The sequence below is a fragment of the Rathayibacter sp. VKM Ac-2803 genome (genome assembly GCF_009807175.1).
GTDB lineage: Bacteria > Actinomycetota > Actinomycetes > Actinomycetales > Microbacteriaceae > Rathayibacter.
On record NZ_WUCD01000001.1, the window covers coordinates 743,696 to 760,020 of the forward strand.

Below are 16,325 nucleotides of genomic sequence, written 5' to 3' on the forward strand. Positions count from 1 at the left end.
GCCGCACCCCTCTCACCCCACTCCCACCCCGCCCAGGAGGCCACCCGTGAACATCGACCAGCTCGCCACCCGCTACGAGATCGCCCTGCCCGCCTGGATCGAGGACGCCGTGCGCGACGTCCCCGAGTTCCTGCCCGGCCTCGAGGATCGGATGGCACTCGTCCACGCCCTCGCCGACCGCAACTTCCGCGAGGGCAACGGCGGCCCGTTCGCCGCGATCGTCGTCGAGCGCGACTCCGGCCGCGTGGTGTCGGTCGGCGTCAACGTCGTCCTCGGCAGCGGAGTCTCATCGGGTCACGCCGAGGTCACCGCGCTCGGTCTCGCGCAGACCGCGCTCGGCACCTGGGACCTGGGCGGGGAGGGCCTGCCCGCCCACGACCTCGTCGTCAACTGGCGTCCCTGCGTGCAGTGCTACGGCGCGACGCTCTGGTCGGGCGTCCGCCGCCTCGTCGTGGCAGGCTCCGGCCCCGAGCTCGAGGAGATCTCGACCTTCGACGAGGGACCCATGCGCGAGGACTGGGCCGCCGCCTTCGAGGCGCGCGGCATCGAGGTCGTCGACGGGGTCCTCCGCGACGAGGCGCTCGCCGTGTTCCACGCCTACCGCGCCCACGTCGACGCCGGCTCCGCCCTCGTCTACAACGCCCGCGCCGCCACCGACTGACCCGCCGCGCGTCCGACCGTCACCACTCCTCTCGAGAAAGCAGTCCCCGCATGCTCCGCCGTTCGCAGTTCGCCCTCAACGCCATCCAGTGGATCAACGTGAAGGCCGATCCCGACGACCCCGCGAGCGAGTCGCTGTGGCGCTTCGCCGACCCCGCCTTCCGCGACGAGTACCCGCAGGTGCTGCGCGAGATCCGCGATGCCGGATTCGGCGCCACGATGCTCGAGGTGCTCGCGACGCAGACCCTCCAGGACTACGCGCACATGATCGAGGAGTCGGGCCTCGAGCTCGCGCCGGGCTACGCCTCCGTCGCCCTGCCCGAGGACTCGGGTCGCACCCTCGAGCGCGGCAGCGCCGAGTGGGTGCACTGGTTCGACGGCGTCCGGCGCAAGGCGGAGGAGACCAACTACGTCGGCCTCGACACGGTGTTCCTCGCGCCCGAGGTCAGCTTCGAGCCGGGCGTCGTCCGCACCCGCGAGGCGGTCGCCGTCGGAGCAGGATTCGACGAGGGTCGGCTCGACCGCGTGATCGAGATCCTCGCCGAGGCGGCGGAGGTCCTGCGCGCGGAGGGGGTCCAGGCCGGCCTGCACAACCACGTCGGCACCTGGGTCGAGACCGAGCACGAGATCGACCGCGTGCTCGCCGCGATCGACCCGGCCCTGCTGGGCGCCTCCTTCGACATCGGCCACCTGGTCTGGGCCGGCATGGACCCGGTCGCGATGGTCCAGCGGCACTCCGACCGCCTGATCGACCTGCACGTGAAGGATCTGCACCTGGGCATCGCGGAGGCGAGCCGCGCGATCCCGACGCCGTACGACCGGGCGACGGACAGCGGGCTCTTCCTCGAGCCGGGCCTCGGCGGCATCGACCTCGACGGCGTCCTCGCCGCCCTGCCGGCCGACTTCGGCGGCTGGATCATCGTCGAGGTCGATCGCGCCAGCATGCCCCCCGCCGACAGCGCCCGCGTCAGCGGAGCCTGGCTCGACCGGGTCGCGACGGCCTGACGCGCGCGAGGCGCCTGCGCGCGCCGCGGGTGGGCGGATCCGCCCCCCCCGCTGATCGAGTGGCCCGCGCAGCGGGCGTATCGAGATCCACCAGCGTCAGAACGATGGGCCCCGAGCCCGATCCGCTGAAGCCGGTGGGTCTCGATACGCCCCTGCGGGGCTACTCGACCAGCGTGTCGGAGGCCGCCGACGTGTCCGGCGGCCCGGCGCGACCGCTCAGCGCCACCAGCCGTCGAACATCGACAGCGGGACCTGGCGCTTGTGCTCGGTCGCGGCGTAGCGCGCCTCGATCGCCTCGGCGACCTCGGGCGCGACGTCGCCGCCCTCGAGGTAGGTGTCGAGGTCGGCGTAGACGAGTCCGAGGTTCGACTCGTCGGTCTGGCCGGGGTTGTCGTCGAGCAGGTCGGCGGTCGGCGCCTTCTCGTAGAGGCGGGCCGGTGCGTCGAGGTGCTGGAGCAGCGAGCGGCCCTGGCGCTTGGTGAGCCCGGTCAGCGGGAGCACGTCGGCTCCGCCGTCGCCGAACTTGGTGAAGAAGCCGGTCACCGCCTCGGCCGCGTGGTCGGTGCCCACGACGAGCATGCCCTCCTGCCCGGCGATCGCGTACTGCGCGATCATGCGGGCGCGGGCCTTGGTGTTGCCCTTGACGAAGTCCGTGATCGGCTCGCCGACCGCGTCCTCGAACGCCGCCGCGATCCCGTCGACGCCCCGCTGGATGTCGAACGCGATCTGTCGGTCGGGGCGGATGAAGGTCAGCGCGAGTTGCGCGTCGGCCTCGTCGGCCTGGACGCGGTAGGGCAGGCGCACCGCGATGAAGGAGGCGTCGCCTCCGCTCGCACGCACCTGCTCGACCGCGAGCTGGCACAGCCGGCCGGCCAGGCTCGAGTCCTGGCCGCCGCTGATGCCGAGGACGAGGCCCTCGGCCCCGGTGTGACGGAGGTAGTCGGCGAGGAAGCCGCTGCGTCGTTCGACCTCGGCGGCCGGATCGACGGTGGGGGAGACGTGGAGCTCGGAGATGATCTGCTGCTGGACGTCGCGCATCCCTCCACGGTACCCCGGATGTGTGGATCGCAGCGCTGCGTGGCTGCTTTCTCACGGCGCTTCGTGTCGCTCTTAGGTGCCGATGACGAGGACGCTCGCTGCTGATTCGACGACGTCGTCGGTGATGGTCTCGAGCTCGTTGATCTTGAGGACGCGGGCGATCTGAGGCATGAGTCGTTCGAGGAGTCGGAAGTTGCCGCGCGTGATGCGCTCGACGGCGGCGACGGCTTGCGAGTCGGTGAAATCGTCAGGGTTCAGCGCTCGGCCGAGCCTCTTCCACTGCCGGTCGAGGACGAAGAGGAGTTCGTCGCGGGTGAGTGGGTGGTATTGGTGGGCGAAGCCCAGACGGCTGTAGAGCTGGGGGTAGTGGCGGAACTGCTGGTCGATGCCGGGCATGCCGATGAGGATGATCGAGGTCCGTGTGCGGTCGTGGTGGTCGCGCAGGAACTCGATCGCGTTCGGAGTGAGTCGCTCGGACTCGTCGATGGTGGAGGCGACGGTGCGGGCGATGACCCACCCGTCACCGTCCGGAACGAAGGTGCTGCGCAGCTGGAGACGCCAGGTGCTGTGCGCGCCCCAGATCGTCGCCTCGGTCAAGGTCCGCACGGTCAGGACCGGGTCGGTCTCGCTGCCGGTGAGGACCGAGTCGACCAGGTCGACGGCGTGGTAGCTCATCCGGTCGGTGTCGACGTTGGAGAGCCAGTCGGCCTTGGGCTGCACGAACCCCGTCATGTGGGTGAGGGTGAACTGCGGCGCGAGGAGCGCATCGAGCGCGCTCACGTCGACGAGGACCATCGCGTCGAACTCCTCCCTCTGCAGCGCGAGGAGCGCGCTGGTGAGTGCGGCGGGCAGATCCGACCGGCTCATCGGGCGCTCACCGGCTGGACCGCGAGAGGCGTTGCGGCTGCGCGTCGGGCGGCGAGGGTGCTCGGGACGATGAGGGCGAGGGTCGTGACGAGAGAGAGCAGCAGCAGTCCGGTGCCGGCGGTCAGCGCGAGTGACGTCTCGGCGGTGACGCTCACGGCGGTCTCAACCCCGGCGTCGGGGGCGGCGAGGGTGGCGACGGCGACGAGGATGCCCAGGCCCACGGACGTGCCGAGCTGGTGGAAGGTGTTCACGACTCCGGACGCGGCTCCTGCGTCGTCGGAGGTGGTGCCGGCGATGCCGAAGGTGGTCATCGGCGCGAACGCGAGACCCTGGCCGGCGCCGATGAAGAGCATGGGCGCGGCGACGGCGGTCAGGTAGCCGCTGTCGGGGGTGATGTGGGTGAGCCAGAGCATTCCGGCGAGGGTGAGGACGATGCCGGCGACGAGCAGGATCGTGTTCCCGATCCGGTCGGACAGGCGCGGGATGAGCAGGGCGACGGCGAAGTTGACGAGCGTCATCGGTAGGAACGCGGCGCCCGCCTGCAGCGGGCTAAAGCCGAGGGCGCCCTGGAGGTACTGGGTGGTGAAGTAGAAGAACCCGATCATCGCGCCGAGGTAGAGGAACCGGGTGAGGTAGGCGCCGGTGCGCTGACGGCTCGCGAACAGGTGCAGCGGCATGATCGGCTGCGCCGCCCGCGACTCTGCGACCACGAACGTGACGAGCAGCACGACGGCGAGAGCGAAGGAAGCGAGCGTGGCAGGGTCGGTCCAGCCGTTCTCGGAGCCGTACAGGATCGCGAAGACGAGTCCGCCGACGCCGAAGGTGGCGGTGATGGCGCCGGGGAGGTCGAAGCGTCCGGGCCGGGTGGCCGTCTCGGGGAGGAACTTGGGGGCGAGGGCGATCATGGCGATGCCGATGGGGACGTTGACGAAGAAGCCGGCGCGCCAGGAGATCCAGGAGGCGAGGGCGCCGCCGATGACCATGCCCAGGCTCGCGCCGATGCCGGCGGTTGCGGCGTAGGCCGCGACGGCGCGGGCGCGCTCGCGGCCCGCGAAGCTCGTGGTGAGCAGCGACAGCGCGGACGGGGCGACGATCGCGGCGCCGATGCCCTGAATCGCACGGGAGCCGATCAGCCACCACCCGGCGGGGGCGAAGGCGATGAGAAGCGAGGCGATCGAGAAGACGACGAGTCCGAAGATGAACACGCGCTTGCGGCCGAGGAGATCGCCCGCGCGGGCGCCGAGCAGCAGCAGCCCGCCGAAGACGAGGGTGTAGGCGTCCTGCACCCAGGCGAGGTCCGCGGGGGCGAGGCCCAGGTCGGCCTCGAGGCTGGGCAGCGCGGTGAAGATCACCGAGTTGTCGAGCAGGATCATGAAGTAGCTGACGAGGATGATCGTCAGGATCGCGCCCTTGTGGGGCGTGGTCCCGGGCTCGGTGGTCGCGGGTGTCGATGTCATTGGTGGTTGTCCTTCCCGCATCCATGCAAGCGCTGCGGCTGCATCGGCGGCAGTGACGGGTGTCCCAGGTACTGCCAGGGCACCCCTTCCGCCGCGGAACGTGTCAGGCGGGGTCGACGCGCAGGGTCGTGCTGGTGGCGAGGTCGCTGGTGATCGCGCGCACAGCGGAGCCGCTCCCGTAGTTGCGGCGGTAGGCCTCGTCGATACGGTCATCGACGGTGCCGTCGCGGGCGAAGACGACGTCCTTCGCGACCCCGCCGGCCTCGATGCGGCCCTCGCCGAGGGCCTGAGTGCCGCGGAACCAGCTCGCGTCGGGTCCGTTGACGGAGCGGACGTAGAGCGCGTCGTCGACGCGGACCTGCCAGATGATGACGAGGCGGCGCAGGGTGCCGTCGGTGCGGCGGCCGGCGATGCGCAGCTCTCCGGCGTCGCCGACGCGGCGCAGCTCGTCTGCACTCCAGGCGGTCATGGTGCTTCTCCTAGTTCGAGGGATCGGAGGCGACCTCTGCCGCGGCCGCCTGCTCGCTTTCGCGGGTCGCGGCGAGGCTCGCGAGCATGCGCAGGCCGTCCGCGGAGGGGGTGCCGGGGCGGGCGGTGTAGGCGAGGAGGGTGAGGTCGGTGTCGGAGTCGAGGGTCATCGCCTCGTAGTCGAGGTCGAGGTCGCCGACGAGCGCGTGGTGGATCTTCTTCGTGCCGGTGCGGTGGAAGCGCACGTCGTGCTTCGCCCAGCCGGTGCGGAAATGCTCGCTGCGAGTCGAGAGCTCACCCACCAGGTTGGACAGCTCCCGGTCGTAGGGGTTCCGGCCGGCAGCGGAGCGCAGGATCGCGACGATGTCGTCCGCGGACTTCTCCCACTGCGGGAAGAAGTCGCGCGAGCGCACGTCCAGGAACACGAACCGCGCCGTGTTCGGCGGCCCGTAGGGGCTGGCGATCATATCCGCGTACAGCGCGCGACCGAGCGCGTTGGTCGCGAGGAGGTCGTGGCGATTGTTGCGCACCCACGCGGGCGCGTCCGTGATCGCGTCGAGCAGACGCTGCACGCTCGCGGTCACCTGCGTGGTCACAGCCGCGCGGCGCTTCGCCGGAGCGAGGTTCGCCGCACGGGCCAGGTCGAACAGGTGGGCCCGCTCCGCGTCGTCGAGCTGCAGGGCGCGGGCGAGAGCGTCGAGGACGCTCTCGGAGACGCCGCTGAGGTTCCCGCGCTCGAGGCGGTTGTAGTAGTCGACGCTGACGCCGGCGAGCATCGCGACCTCCTCGCGGCGAAGACCCTCGACGCGACGGTTGCCGCCGTACATGGGCAGGCCCGCCTTCTCAGGAGTGATACGGGCGCGGCGGGTGGTGAGGAACTCGCGGACTTCGCTCTGCATGGTCATGGCGTCGGCTTTCAGGCTTCGGGGATGGAGCGCTCGAACATCGCGGGGCGCTCCTCATCGGGGTCGGGGCCGCTGCGGACCCCGGCGTCGAGGGCGTCGATGCGGGTCAGCTCGTCGTCGGAGAGCTCGAAGTCGAAGACGTCGAGGTTCGCGGCGATCCGCTCGGGGTTCGTCGACTTGGGGATCGCGGAGCGGCCCTGCTGCAAGTGCCAGCGGAGCATCACCTGCGCCGGGCTCTTGCCGTGCTCGGCCGCGATCGCCGCAATCGTCGTGTCGTCCATGACGCTGCGGCGCTCGTCGCCCCAGCCGGGGTAGAAGGTGATGCCGCCGATCGGCGACCACGCCTGAGTCAGGATCCCGCGCTCCGCGTGCTCGCGGCGCACGTCGGGCTGGGTGAAGTAGGGGTGCAGCTCGACCTGGTTCACCGCGGGGATCACGTCCACCTCGGCCAGGAGGCGCTCGAGGTGCGCCGGAGTGAAGTTGCTGACGCCGATCGCACGGACACCGCCGTCGGCGAGGAGCTTCTCCAGCGCCTTGTAGGCCGCGATCGTGGTGTCGAAGCGGGAGGGGACGGGCTGGTGCAGGATCAGCAGGTCGAGCTGCTCGACGCCGAGCTTGCCGGTCGCCTTTTCGAACGCGTGCAGCGTCTGCTCGTAGCCGTAGTCGGTCACCCAGACCTTCGTCTCGACGAACACCTCCGAGCGGTCCAGGCCCGAGCGGCGGAGGCCCTCGCCGACCTCGCGCTCGTTGCCGTACGCGGCGGCGGTGTCGATGTGCCGGTAGCCGGCCTCGAGGGCGGACTGCACGGCGGCGGTCGTCTCCTCGGGCGCGCTCTGGAAGACGCCCAGGCCGAGAGCGGGGAGGGTGACGCCGTTGTTGAGGGTGAGCTGGATCGTCATGCGAGCCACGCTACGACTGCCCGGAGGAGGGAGGGAGGTGCTGGCATTACATGGAACAGCAGAGCCTCCCGCGCCCGCGAGCAGCGCGGTTGCATGGTTGCAGGCCACCGAGACGACGTCCGGTTGCCGAGAGTATCCGCCGCAGCCCGTGCGGCACCACTCCCTCACGAGAGAAGCGAGACCTCATGCGCGCAACCGTCATGTACGCCGCCGGCGACGTCCGGATCGAGACCGTCCCCGACCCCAAGATCCAGGAGCCGACCGACGCGGTCCTCCGCATCGTCGCGGGCTGCATCTGCGGCTCCGACCTTTGGCCCTACGCCTCCATGGAGCACTCCGAGCACGGCGACCGGATGGGACACGAGTTCGTCGGCATCGTCGAGCAGATCGGCGACGACGTCTCCGACGTCGCCGTCGGCGACTTCGTGATCGCCCCGTTCGTCGCCTCCGACGGCACCTGCGACTTCTGCCGCGAGGGTCTGCAGACCTCCTGCCGCCACGGCGCCCACTGGGGCACCCCCGGCGACGGCGGACAGGGCGAGAAGGTCCGCGTCCCCCAGGCCGACGGCACCCTCGTCGTCGTCCCGGCCGGGTTCGACGAGAAGCTCATCCCCTCCCTCCTCGCCCTCTCGGACGTCATGTCCACCGGCTACCACGCTGCGGTCACCGGCGGCGTCGGCCCCGGGAAGACCGTCACCGTCATCGGCGACGGCGCCGTCGGCCTCTCCGCCGTCCTCTCCGCGAAGATCCTCGGCGCCGAGCGCATCATCCTGATGGGCCGCCACACCGCCCGCACCGACCTCGGCCGCGACTTCGGCGCCTCCGACGTCGTCGCCGAGCGCGGCGACGAGGGCATCGCCCGCGTCAAGGAGCTCACCGGTGGCGACGGCACCCACGTCGTCCTCGAGGCCGTCGGGCTGAAGGCCGCGCTCGAGACCGCGTTCGCGGTCGTCCGCGACGGCGGCGTCGTCAGCCGCGTCGGCGCCCCGCAGTTCGCGGAGGTGCCCTTCGGGTTCGGCGACTTCATGCGCAACATCACCCTCACCGGAGGCGTCGCCCCCGCCCGCCACTACATCCCGACCCTGCTCCCCCTCGTCCTGGACGGGACCATCGAGCCGGGCCGCGTCTTCGACCGCACCGTCGACCTCGACGGCGTGCCCGCCGGCTACCAGGCGATGGCCGACCGCGAGGCCCTCAAGGTCCTCGTCCGCCCCACCACCGAGCAGAACTGACCGAGGAGGACAACATGACCGCACCCGAGACCCTCACCGTCCTCGTCGTCGGCGCGACCGGCAGCATCGGCCGCCGAGTCGTCGCCCACGCCCTCGACGCCGGCCACGCCGTGCGCGCCCTCGTCAGAGAGGAGCGACGCGCCGGCCGCCTCGACCCGCGCGCCGAGGTGGTCGTCGGCCGGCTCACTGCCGCAGAGACACTGACCGAGGCCGTCGAGGGGATCGATGCGGTCGTGTTCACCCACGGCGCCGCCTACGGCAGCGACGACGCCCGCGACGTCGACTACGGTGCCGTGCGCAACGTCCTCACCGCCCTCGGCGGCCGGCCCGTCCGCATCGCGCTGATGACCGCGATCGGCGTGACCGGGCGCAGCGTCACGCACGACTGGAAGCGTCGCAGCGAACGCCTCGTCCGCGCCAGCGGCAACCGGTACACCATCGTGCGGCCCGGCTGGTTCGACGCGAACGAGCCCGACCAGCTCGCGATCACCTTCCTGCAGGGCGACACCCGCCATGCCGGCAGCCCCGCAGACGGCGTCATCGCCCGCGACCAGATCGCCCGCGTCCTCGTCGAGTGCCTCACCTCCCACGACGCCGATCGACGCACCGTCGAACTCGTCGCCGAAAACGGCCCTGCACCCGAGGACCTCGCCCCGCTGTTCGCGGCGGCCGACCCCGATCCGGCAGGCCAGTTCGACGGAGTTCGCGACCAGACGAACCTGCCCGCCTCCGCGGAACCGGCTGAGGTGACGGCGGATCTCCAGCGCCTCGGAGCCACTTCGTGAGGGGTCGCCTCGCCGCAGCCGCGGGGACGCTGTCGGTCGCCGCGACCCTCACCGGTTGCACTGCCGGGGACCGTGCAGCGGAAGATCCTGCGACGACGCTGACCTCGGCCTCCAGTGCGGCACCAACCCCGCAGCAGCCCGAACCCTCCACCTCGGCACCGGAGCTGGAGGGGCAGTACCGCGACGGGGAGTACACCGCCCGCGGCTGGTACGGAGGACTGCCGTCGCACCACGACGTCACCCTCACTATCCAGGACGACGCCGTCACAGCGGTCGCCATCACTACCCCGGCCGAGGACGAGACGTCGCTCGGCTACCAGCAGCGCTTCGCCGAGGCTCTCCCCCAGGCGATTGTCGGCCGCCCCGTCGGTGAGCTCGAGGTCGACCGGCTCGCCGGCTCCAGCGGCTGCTCGGAAGGGTTCATGAACGCCCTCGCGCAGATCCGAGACCAGGCCACCGCCTGATCCCTCTAGGAGGTACTGCCCCGTGACCTCCTTCCCACTCTCGACAGGAGCAGCAGCCATGACCGAACCCACCCCCATCCAGCAGCTCGTCGGCGGCTTCGCGCCGAAGATCGTCCAGCTCACCGACGACGTCCTCTTCGGCGACGTCTGGGAGCGCCCCGAGCTCTCCCCCCGCGACCGCAGCCTCATCACCGTGTCCGCCCTGATCATGGGCGGCAACGCCGAGCAACTGCCCGGCCACCTCAGCCGCGCCCTCGAGAACGGCGTCACCCGCAACGAGCTGATCGAGACGATCACCCACCTCGCCTTCTACGCCGGCTGGCCCAAGGCCCTCTCCGCCGTCACCGTCGCCAAGAAGGTCCTCGGCGACACCGCCGACGCCTGACCCCCGCGCACGCTGAGCCCGCACGCCCCCTCGACGCAAGGAGAACCCCATGGAGTACCGCCCCCTCGGACGCACCGGAGTGTCCGTCAGCCCCCTCGCCCTCGGCACGATGATGTTCGGCCCCTGGGGCAACGACGACCGCGCCGACTCGATCCGCGTCATCCACGCGGCGCTCGACGCCGGAATCAACTTCGTCGACACCGCCGACGTCTACTCCGGCGGCATCTCCGAGGAGATCGTCGGCGAAGCCCTCCAGGGCCGCCGCGACGACGTCGTCCTCGCCACCAAGTTCTTCATGCCCATGGGCGAAGGACCCAACCGCTCCGGCGGCTCGCGAAAGTACATCATGCGCGCCGTCGAGGACTCGCTCCGCCGCCTCGGCACCGACTACATCGACCTGTACCAGGTGCACCGCCCGAGCCCGACGACCGACGTCGAGGAGACGCTCGGCGCCCTGACCGACCTCGTCCGGCAGGGCAAGGTCCGCTCGATCGGCTCCTCGTCCTACTCCGGCAGCCAGATCGTCGAAGCGCAGTGGGCCGCCCGCGAGCGCGGCCTCGAGCGCTTCGTGACGGAGCAGCCGCCCTACTCGATCCTCGTCCGCGGCATCGAGGAGGACGTGCTGCCGACCGTGCAGCGCCACGGCATGGGCACCCTCACCTACAGCCCCCTCGCCGGCGGCTGGCTCTCCGGCCGCTGGCGCAAGGACGCCGCCGGCACGCCGACCTCCTCCGCCCGCCCGAGCGCCCGCTTCGACATGAGCACCCCCGCCAACCAGCGCAAGCTCGACATCGTCGAGGAGCTCGCTGTCCTTGCCGAGAGCGCTGACATGACGCTGATCCAGCTCGCGATCGCGTTCGTGATCCGCCACCCCGGCGTCACCTCCGCGATCATCGGCCCTCACACCATGGAGCAGCTCGAGTCCCAGCTGCCCGCCGCCGATCTGACCCTCGCCCCCGAGGTCCTCGACCGCATCGACGAGCTCGTCGCCCCCGGCGTCACCCTCAACCCCGACGACAACAGCTACGGCGCCACCGAGCTGACCCCTGCCGCGCGCCGACGCTGACCCGACCGACCTCTGACGTGACGCCGAGCAGGATCGACCTCGCCGCCGCACTGGCTGCCGCCGACGTCTCGGCGGCAGCCAGGCTCGACGCCCACATCACCACGCTCTGGGACTCGAAACCCGACCCCGACGCGACCCGCTCCCTCTTAAGGGAACTCGCCACCGAGCTAGCTGACGTCCGAGCGCGTTTGAATGCCGCTCTGAACCCCGCCTGGTGGACGGAGGCCAGCTCCGACGTGATCCTCCAGACGTACGAAGACGCGCAGGTGTGGACGCGCAGCAACCCCGACTGCGACGAGCTCACAAGACTCTTCGTTCAAGTGGTCCGCAGTCGCACCTAGCAGCCGCCTCTCTCATCGACGTCGACCCGCCTGAGATCCCGATCCTCGGCCAGCCCAGCCCTCCATCCAGGTGCGAAACGAAGCGGCGCTAGAACACCGCCACGCATTGCCGAGATCCACACCCCGGATGCCCGCGGCACGCCGATCCGCTCCAGCTGTCGCCGATCGTGGATATGCCGGGAGATGTCGCCGATCGCAGACACCTTCACGTTTGTCACCGATCGTGGACAGGCCCGGAGATGTCAGCGAAGATGGACATCTGCGCGGGCGGAGCGCTGGACGCGACGGTCGCTGCGAGGCGATCCGATGGAAGGGATGTCTGCTCATGACACGGATCCGCACGGCCGAGGACGTGGGCGCGATCATCCGTGCACGGAGAAGACGGCTGGAACTCACGCAACAGGAACTGGCTCAGAGGGCCGGCGTCTCCCGGCAACTGATCGTCGCGCTCGAGCACGGCAAAGAGCGGGCGGCTCTGAGCTCGCTGCTCCGAGTCCTGCTGGAGCTCGACTTGGACGTCGACCTCTCGCCGAGCGGTGCGGGAGCGACGGACTCGGAGCGGGAGCCGGCGATCGACCTGTCGCGATACCTCTCCGGCTTCATCGAGATGGAGACGCCATGACCCGTCAGCTGATCGTCTTCATCGGCGGTGTCCGGGCAGGAGTCCTGGAGTGCGAGGTGCGCTCGTCTCGCTTCACCTACGACGAGGCGTAATCGATTCTCGATCGCCCGGGCGATCTCTCCGCCGTCAGTGATGAGGAGATAGGGCGCCAGATCCGGGCGATGAACACCGATCCGAGCACGTGGACGTTCGACGAGCACAACGGACGGTTCAGCCTGGCAGGCGCGCAGGCCAAGTTCGGGCTGCTCCGGCAGAGAGGCGAGTGGATGCTCCCGACCGGTTCCGTGCCGTCCACGCACATCCTCAAGCCGGGGATCCCTTCGTACCGGGCGAGCGCTCTGAACGAGCACGTGTGCCTGGAGCTCGCACGTCGGCTGGGGCTCATTGCTGCGCGTTCTCGGATCGGGCGATTCGACGGCGAGACCGCCGTCATCGTCGAGCGGTACGACCGTTATCGGCTCGGTGAGGATGCGTCGACAGCGGGAGGATCCGAGGGACGAGTCGTCCGGATCCATCAAGAGGACTTCTGTCAGGCGCTCTCGGTCATGCCGTCTCAGAAGTACGAGGACGATGGAGGGCCCGGCCTGCCGAGCATGGCCGCACTCCTTCGACGACACCTTCGCTCGGGACCGGCACGGGACAGCATCGAGAGGCTGCTTCTCGCTGTCGCGTTCAACTGGCTCGTCGCCGCGCCGGACGCTCACGCGAAGAACTACTCCGTCCTCCTCGCCGGTGGACAGGTGGCTCTCGCCCCTCTGTACGACATCGCCAGCCTCACGCCCTACCCGGACTACCGCGCGTCGACGATGCGTCTCGCGCAGAAGGTGGCTGGGGAGTACAGAATCGCCGAGATCGGCGCCGTCCACTGGCGTCGAGAAGCTCGAGATCGTGGGCTCGATCCGGACGAGTTCGCGACCCGGGTCGAGGAGCTCGTCGCAAAGGCGCCGCCGCACATCGAGGAGATCTGCGCCGATCAGGATCTTCTGTCCATCGACCCGGACTTCGTCGAGACGCTTCGCGCGGCGCTGCAAGAACGCGTCGCGGGCGCAGCGTCCTCGCTCCGCTGAGGGACCGTCCGGTCGGGGCTGACGTCGGTGCTCCTCCTCGACTCTCGTGGAAGGCTCGGCCGTCAGTCGCGCTCCGCGACGATGCGGGCGATGCGCTCGGGGACGGTGTCGTCCTGGAGGCTCGTCACATCGCCCAGGGGTCGGCCGTCGCGGATGTCGCCGAGCAGGCGCCGCATGATCTTGCCCGAGCGGGTCTTGGGCAGGTCGGGCACGAGCACGACGTCGCGGGGCTTCGCGATCGGCCCGATCGCGGTCGCCACGTGGTCGCGGAGGCCGGCCGACAGCGAGGCCGCGAGGGCGTTCCAGTAGGCGGGGTCCTCGCGGCCGCGATCGATCGCCTCGTCGGAGGGGATCACGAAGGCCGCGATCGCCTGGCCGGTGACCGCGTCGGCGACGCCGACCACTCCGGCCTCGCCGACCGCGGGGTGCGCGACGAGCGCCGACTCGATCTCGATCGTCGACAGGCGGTGTCCGGAGACGTTGATCACGTCGTCCACGCGCCCGAGCACCCAGATGTCGCCGTCGCTGTCGTACTTGGCGCCGTCGCCCGAGAAGAAGTAGCCCTGCTCGGCGAAGCGGGCCCAGTAGGAGTCGCGGTACCGCTCGGCGTCGCCCCAGACGGTGCGGGCGAGAGCCGGGCCCGTGCCGTCGACGACCAGGTAGCCTCCGGAGCCGTTCGGCACGCGGCGGCCCTCGTCGTCGACCACGAGCGTGCTGAGCCCGGGAAGGGCTCCGAGCGACGAGCCCGGCTTGAGAGTCGAGACGCCCGGCAGGGGGCACATCACCGCCGCGCCCGTCTCGGACTGCCACCAGGTGTCGACGATCGGGCAGCGCCCGGCGCCGATGTTCTCGTGGAACCACACCCACGCCTCGGGGTTGATCGACTCGCCGACCGTGCCGAGCAGGCGCAGGCTCGAGAGGTCGTACTCGGCCGGGACCCCGTCGGGGAACCAGGTCATCAGCGTGCGGATCAGGGTCGGCGCCGTGTAGTAGACCGTCACTCCGTAGCGCTCGATGATCTCGAAGTGCCGGGCGGTGTGCGGGGTGCTCGGGGTGCCCTCGTAGATCACCTGGGTGAGCCCGTTCGAGAGCGGCCCGTAGATCTCGTAGGTGTGCGCGGTCACCCAGGCGAGATCCGCGGTGCACCAGTGCACGTCGTCGGGCTTCGCGTCGAAGACGGCCCAGTGCGTCCATGAGGCCTGCGTCAGGTAGCCGCCGCTGGTGTGGACGAGGCCCTTCGGCTTCCCGGTCGTGCCCGAGGTGTAGATGATGAATAGCGGCGTCTCGGCGTCGAAGGCCTCGGCCTCGTGCACATCGCTCTGCGCGTCGACGACGTCGTGCCACCAGACGTCGCGGCCCGGGGTCCAGGGGATGTCGGGGGTCTCGTCGCCGGTGCGGCGGACGACCAGCACGTGCTCGATCGCGTTCTCGCCCGAGACCGCGTGGTCGGCGTTCTCCTTGACCGGGACGGCCTTCCCGCGGCGGAACTGCCCGTCGGTGGTGACCAGGAGCTTCGCCCCCGTGTCCTCGACGCGGAACCGGACCGCCTCGGCCGAGAACCCGCCGAAGACCAGCGAGTGGATCGCTCCGATGCGCGCGATCGCCAGCGTGATGACGACCGTCTCGGGGATCACCGGCAGGTAGACGACGACGCGGTCGCCCTTCCCGATGCCGAGCGCCGTGAGCGCGTGCGCCGCCCGGGCGACGTCGCGCTGCAGCTGGGCGTACGAGATCGAGCGGCGGTCGCCGCGCTCGCCCTCGAAGTGCAGGGCGACCTTGTCTCCGCGGCCGGCGTCGACGTGCCGGTCGACGCAGTTGACGGCGACGTTCAGCCGGCCGCCCTCGAACCAGGTCGCCCGCGGGACGGAGAGTGTGCCGTCCTCCTGCGGCAGCGCGGGCTCCCAGCGGTGCGCCGTCTGCCAGGGCTCCGCCCAGTCGAGTCGGCGGGCCGCCTCCTCCCAGAACGCGACCGGGTCGGCGGCCGCGCGGGCGTAGGCCTCCGCGCCGACGTTCGCCTCCGCGGCGAAGGCCGGGGGTGCGGGGAACCGGCGGGTCTCGTCGAGCAGGTTCGCGATCGTCTCGGTCATCGGGCGGGTCCTTCGAGGGGTCGGAGCGAGGTCATGCCCACTTCTTCACGGCGTAGCGCTGGAACACGCCGACCACGGCGTCGGTGAGCTTGCCGAGCACGGCGAGCAGGATGATCGCGAGGAACACGCGGTCGATCCGCCCGTTGTTCTGGCTGTCGATGAGCCGGAAGCCGAGCCCCATCGACGAGGCGATGAGCTCGGAGGCGACGAGGAACAGCCACGACTGCGCGAGTGCCAGTCGCAGCCCGGCGATCACCGAGGGCACGACGGCCGGGAGCTGCACCGTGGTGAACAGCCGCACGCCCGAGAGGCCGAAGGCGCGCCCCGCCTCGACGAGGTGCCGGTCGACGTGGCCGAGCGCCGTGGCGACGGTCGTGAAGACCGGGAAGAAGGCGCCGATCGTGATCAGCGTGATCTTCGACTCCTCCCCGATGCCCAGCCAGAGCAGCAGGAGCGGCACCCAGGCCAGCGACGGCACCGCGCGGATCGCGCCGAGGGTCGGGCCCAGGACGACCTCCCACAGCCGCGACAGGCCGAACAGGGCGCCGACCACCAGGCCGAGCGCGGAGCCGATCCCGAAGCCGATCAGCACGCGCTGGGTCGAGATCGCGACGTCCTGCCAGAGGTCGCCGCGCTGCGCGAGGTCGATCCCCGCCGCCCACACCATCGCGGGGGAGGGGAAGACCGACAGCGACACCAGCCCCGTGGTGGTCGCGATCTGCCAGGCCGCGAGCAGCGCGATCGGGAGGATCGCCCCGCCGATGAGCACGAACCAGCGCCGCGAGGACAGCGGCCGCGACCGGCTCGCCTCGTCGTCGCGGAGCCGCTTCCGCGACGCCTCGACGCTCGGACCGACGACCGCTGCCCCGACCGCTCCCGGCGCTTGCACCAGCCCACCGCCCCGGCGCACGAGGTCGGCGTCGGTCACGGACTCGTCGTCTCGGATCGTCATCGTCGTCTCCTCGTGCTCGAACTCG

General features: G+C 70.8%; 18 protein-coding genes. 10 read left to right on the top strand and 8 right to left on the bottom strand.

The features are described from left to right. Window positions 1-46 precede the first annotated feature (46 nt). Together GRS96_RS03430 and GRS96_RS03435 are read left to right on the top strand one after the other, a co-directional pair. Window positions 47-661, top strand: a complete 615-nt coding sequence (locus tag GRS96_RS03430) for a hypothetical protein (RefSeq protein WP_204162025.1) — start codon at window positions 47-49, stop codon at window positions 659-661. Between the two features lie 50 nt (window positions 662-711). Next, the gene (locus GRS96_RS03435; protein ID WP_159987724.1) at window positions 712-1,665 is read left to right on the top strand and encodes a sugar phosphate isomerase/epimerase family protein; all 954 of its coding nucleotides are present in this window, start codon (window positions 712-714) and stop codon (window positions 1,663-1,665) included. A 216-nt stretch (window positions 1,666-1,881) separates the two neighbouring features. On the opposite strand, the gene nadE is transcribed toward GRS96_RS03435, so the two are convergent. From nadE to GRS96_RS03465, 6 genes are all read right to left on the bottom strand, one after another. Continuing rightward, the gene (nadE, locus tag GRS96_RS03440; protein ID WP_159855852.1) at window positions 1,882-2,703 is read right to left on the bottom strand and encodes an ammonia-dependent NAD(+) synthetase; all 822 of its coding nucleotides are present in this window, start codon (window positions 2,701-2,703) and stop codon (window positions 1,882-1,884) included. A gap of 72 nt (window positions 2,704-2,775) precedes the next feature. After that, the gene (locus tag GRS96_RS03445) at window positions 2,776-3,570 is read right to left on the bottom strand and encodes a DUF4440 domain-containing protein (RefSeq protein ID WP_236553551.1); all 795 of its coding nucleotides are present in this window, start codon (window positions 3,568-3,570) and stop codon (window positions 2,776-2,778) included. After that, window positions 3,567-5,027: an MFS transporter gene (locus GRS96_RS03450; protein WP_159987725.1), complete on the bottom strand. Its 1,461-nt coding sequence runs from the start codon at window positions 5,025-5,027 to the stop codon at window positions 3,567-3,569. The genes GRS96_RS03445 and GRS96_RS03450 overlap by 4 nt, the downstream gene beginning before the upstream one ends. A gap of 103 nt (window positions 5,028-5,130) precedes the next feature. After that, a complete protein-coding gene (locus GRS96_RS03455; RefSeq protein WP_159987726.1) occupies window positions 5,131-5,496 on the bottom strand; it encodes a DUF2255 family protein in 366 nt (121 codons plus the stop codon). Window positions 5,497-5,506: 10 nt separating this feature from the next. Then, the gene (locus GRS96_RS03460) at window positions 5,507-6,400 is read right to left on the bottom strand and encodes a helix-turn-helix transcriptional regulator (RefSeq protein ID WP_159987727.1); all 894 of its coding nucleotides are present in this window, start codon (window positions 6,398-6,400) and stop codon (window positions 5,507-5,509) included. A gap of 11 nt (window positions 6,401-6,411) precedes the next feature. Continuing rightward, the gene (locus GRS96_RS03465; protein WP_204162026.1) at window positions 6,412-7,299 is read right to left on the bottom strand and encodes an aldo/keto reductase; all 888 of its coding nucleotides are present in this window, start codon (window positions 7,297-7,299) and stop codon (window positions 6,412-6,414) included. A 185-nt stretch (window positions 7,300-7,484) separates the two neighbouring features. Between GRS96_RS03465 and GRS96_RS03470 the strand changes: the two genes are divergently transcribed. The 8 genes from GRS96_RS03470 (at window position 7,485) to GRS96_RS03505 (ending at window position 13,261) form a co-directional block, all read left to right on the top strand. Next, entirely contained in the window at window positions 7,485-8,531 is a 1,047-nt protein-coding gene (locus tag GRS96_RS03470; RefSeq protein WP_159987729.1) for a zinc-dependent alcohol dehydrogenase family protein, read from the top strand. Window positions 8,532-8,545: 14 nt separating this feature from the next. After that, window positions 8,546-9,316, top strand: coding sequence for an SDR family oxidoreductase (locus GRS96_RS03475; protein ID WP_159987730.1), 771 nt, complete (start codon window positions 8,546-8,548; stop codon window positions 9,314-9,316). Next, window positions 9,313-9,780 (top strand): hypothetical protein, encoded by a 468-nt coding sequence (locus GRS96_RS03480; protein ID WP_159855828.1) that lies wholly within the window; start codon window positions 9,313-9,315, stop codon window positions 9,778-9,780. The genes GRS96_RS03475 and GRS96_RS03480 overlap by 4 nt, the downstream gene beginning before the upstream one ends. A gap of 58 nt (window positions 9,781-9,838) precedes the next feature. After that, on the top strand, window positions 9,839-10,165 hold the full coding sequence (locus tag GRS96_RS03485) for a carboxymuconolactone decarboxylase family protein (protein WP_159855826.1): 327 nt from the start codon (window positions 9,839-9,841) through the stop codon (window positions 10,163-10,165). 49 nt (window positions 10,166-10,214) lie between these two features. After that, window positions 10,215-11,231, top strand: a complete 1,017-nt coding sequence (locus tag GRS96_RS03490; RefSeq protein WP_159987731.1) for an aldo/keto reductase — start codon at window positions 10,215-10,217, stop codon at window positions 11,229-11,231. Window positions 11,232-11,248: 17 nt separating this feature from the next. Then, window positions 11,249-11,572, top strand: coding sequence for a hypothetical protein (locus GRS96_RS03495; protein ID WP_159855822.1), 324 nt, complete (start codon window positions 11,249-11,251; stop codon window positions 11,570-11,572). 325 nt (window positions 11,573-11,897) lie between these two features. Next, on the top strand, window positions 11,898-12,194 hold the full coding sequence (locus GRS96_RS03500) for a helix-turn-helix domain-containing protein (RefSeq protein WP_159855820.1): 297 nt from the start codon (window positions 11,898-11,900) through the stop codon (window positions 12,192-12,194). A gap of 161 nt (window positions 12,195-12,355) precedes the next feature. Continuing rightward, entirely contained in the window at window positions 12,356-13,261 is a 906-nt protein-coding gene (locus tag GRS96_RS03505; RefSeq protein WP_159987732.1) for a HipA domain-containing protein, read from the top strand. A gap of 62 nt (window positions 13,262-13,323) precedes the next feature. Here the strand turns inward: GRS96_RS03505 and acs are convergent, their stop codons facing one another. Together acs and GRS96_RS03515 are read right to left on the bottom strand one after the other, a co-directional pair. Continuing rightward, window positions 13,324-15,348, bottom strand: a complete 2,025-nt coding sequence (gene acs, locus GRS96_RS03510) for an acetate--CoA ligase (protein ID WP_159987733.1) — start codon at window positions 15,346-15,348, stop codon at window positions 13,324-13,326. 31 nt (window positions 15,349-15,379) lie between these two features. Next, on the bottom strand, window positions 15,380-16,300 hold the full coding sequence (locus GRS96_RS03515; RefSeq protein ID WP_159987734.1) for an ABC transporter permease: 921 nt from the start codon (window positions 16,298-16,300) through the stop codon (window positions 15,380-15,382). Window positions 16,301-16,325: the final 25 nt, after the last annotated feature.

What these genes read in the sequence shown, in the direction of transcription:
- GRS96_RS03455 (WP_159987726.1), bottom strand. Translation starts at nt 5,496, where the DNA reads ATGACCGCCTGGAGTGCAGACGAGCTGCGCCGCGTCGGCGACGCCGGA.
- GRS96_RS03475 (WP_159987730.1), top strand. Translation starts at nt 8,546, where the DNA reads ATGACCGCACCCGAGACCCTCACCGTCCTCGTCGTCGGCGCGACCGGC.
- acs (WP_159987733.1), bottom strand. Translation starts at nt 15,348, where the DNA reads ATGACCGAGACGATCGCGAACCTGCTCGACGAGACCCGCCGGTTCCCC.
- GRS96_RS03505 (WP_159987732.1), top strand. Translation starts at nt 12,356, where the DNA reads ATGAACACCGATCCGAGCACGTGGACGTTCGACGAGCACAACGGACGG.
- GRS96_RS03465 (WP_204162026.1), bottom strand. Translation starts at nt 7,299, where the DNA reads ATGACGATCCAGCTCACCCTCAACAACGGCGTCACCCTCCCCGCTCTC.
- nadE (WP_159855852.1), bottom strand. Translation starts at nt 2,703, where the DNA reads ATGCGCGACGTCCAGCAGCAGATCATCTCCGAGCTCCACGTCTCCCCC.
- GRS96_RS03445 (WP_236553551.1), bottom strand. Translation starts at nt 3,570, where the DNA reads ATGAGCCGGTCGGATCTGCCCGCCGCACTCACCAGCGCGCTCCTCGCG.
- GRS96_RS03515 (WP_159987734.1), bottom strand. Translation starts at nt 16,300, where the DNA reads ATGACGATCCGAGACGACGAGTCCGTGACCGACGCCGACCTCGTGCGC.
- GRS96_RS03450 (WP_159987725.1), bottom strand. Translation starts at nt 5,027, where the DNA reads ATGACATCGACACCCGCGACCACCGAGCCCGGGACCACGCCCCACAAG.
- GRS96_RS03470 (WP_159987729.1), top strand. Translation starts at nt 7,485, where the DNA reads ATGCGCGCAACCGTCATGTACGCCGCCGGCGACGTCCGGATCGAGACC.
- GRS96_RS03435 (WP_159987724.1), top strand. Translation starts at nt 712, where the DNA reads ATGCTCCGCCGTTCGCAGTTCGCCCTCAACGCCATCCAGTGGATCAAC.
- GRS96_RS03485 (WP_159855826.1), top strand. Translation starts at nt 9,839, where the DNA reads ATGACCGAACCCACCCCCATCCAGCAGCTCGTCGGCGGCTTCGCGCCG.
- GRS96_RS03460 (WP_159987727.1), bottom strand. Translation starts at nt 6,400, where the DNA reads ATGACCATGCAGAGCGAAGTCCGCGAGTTCCTCACCACCCGCCGCGCC.
- GRS96_RS03490 (WP_159987731.1), top strand. Translation starts at nt 10,215, where the DNA reads ATGGAGTACCGCCCCCTCGGACGCACCGGAGTGTCCGTCAGCCCCCTC.
- GRS96_RS03500 (WP_159855820.1), top strand. Translation starts at nt 11,898, where the DNA reads ATGACACGGATCCGCACGGCCGAGGACGTGGGCGCGATCATCCGTGCA.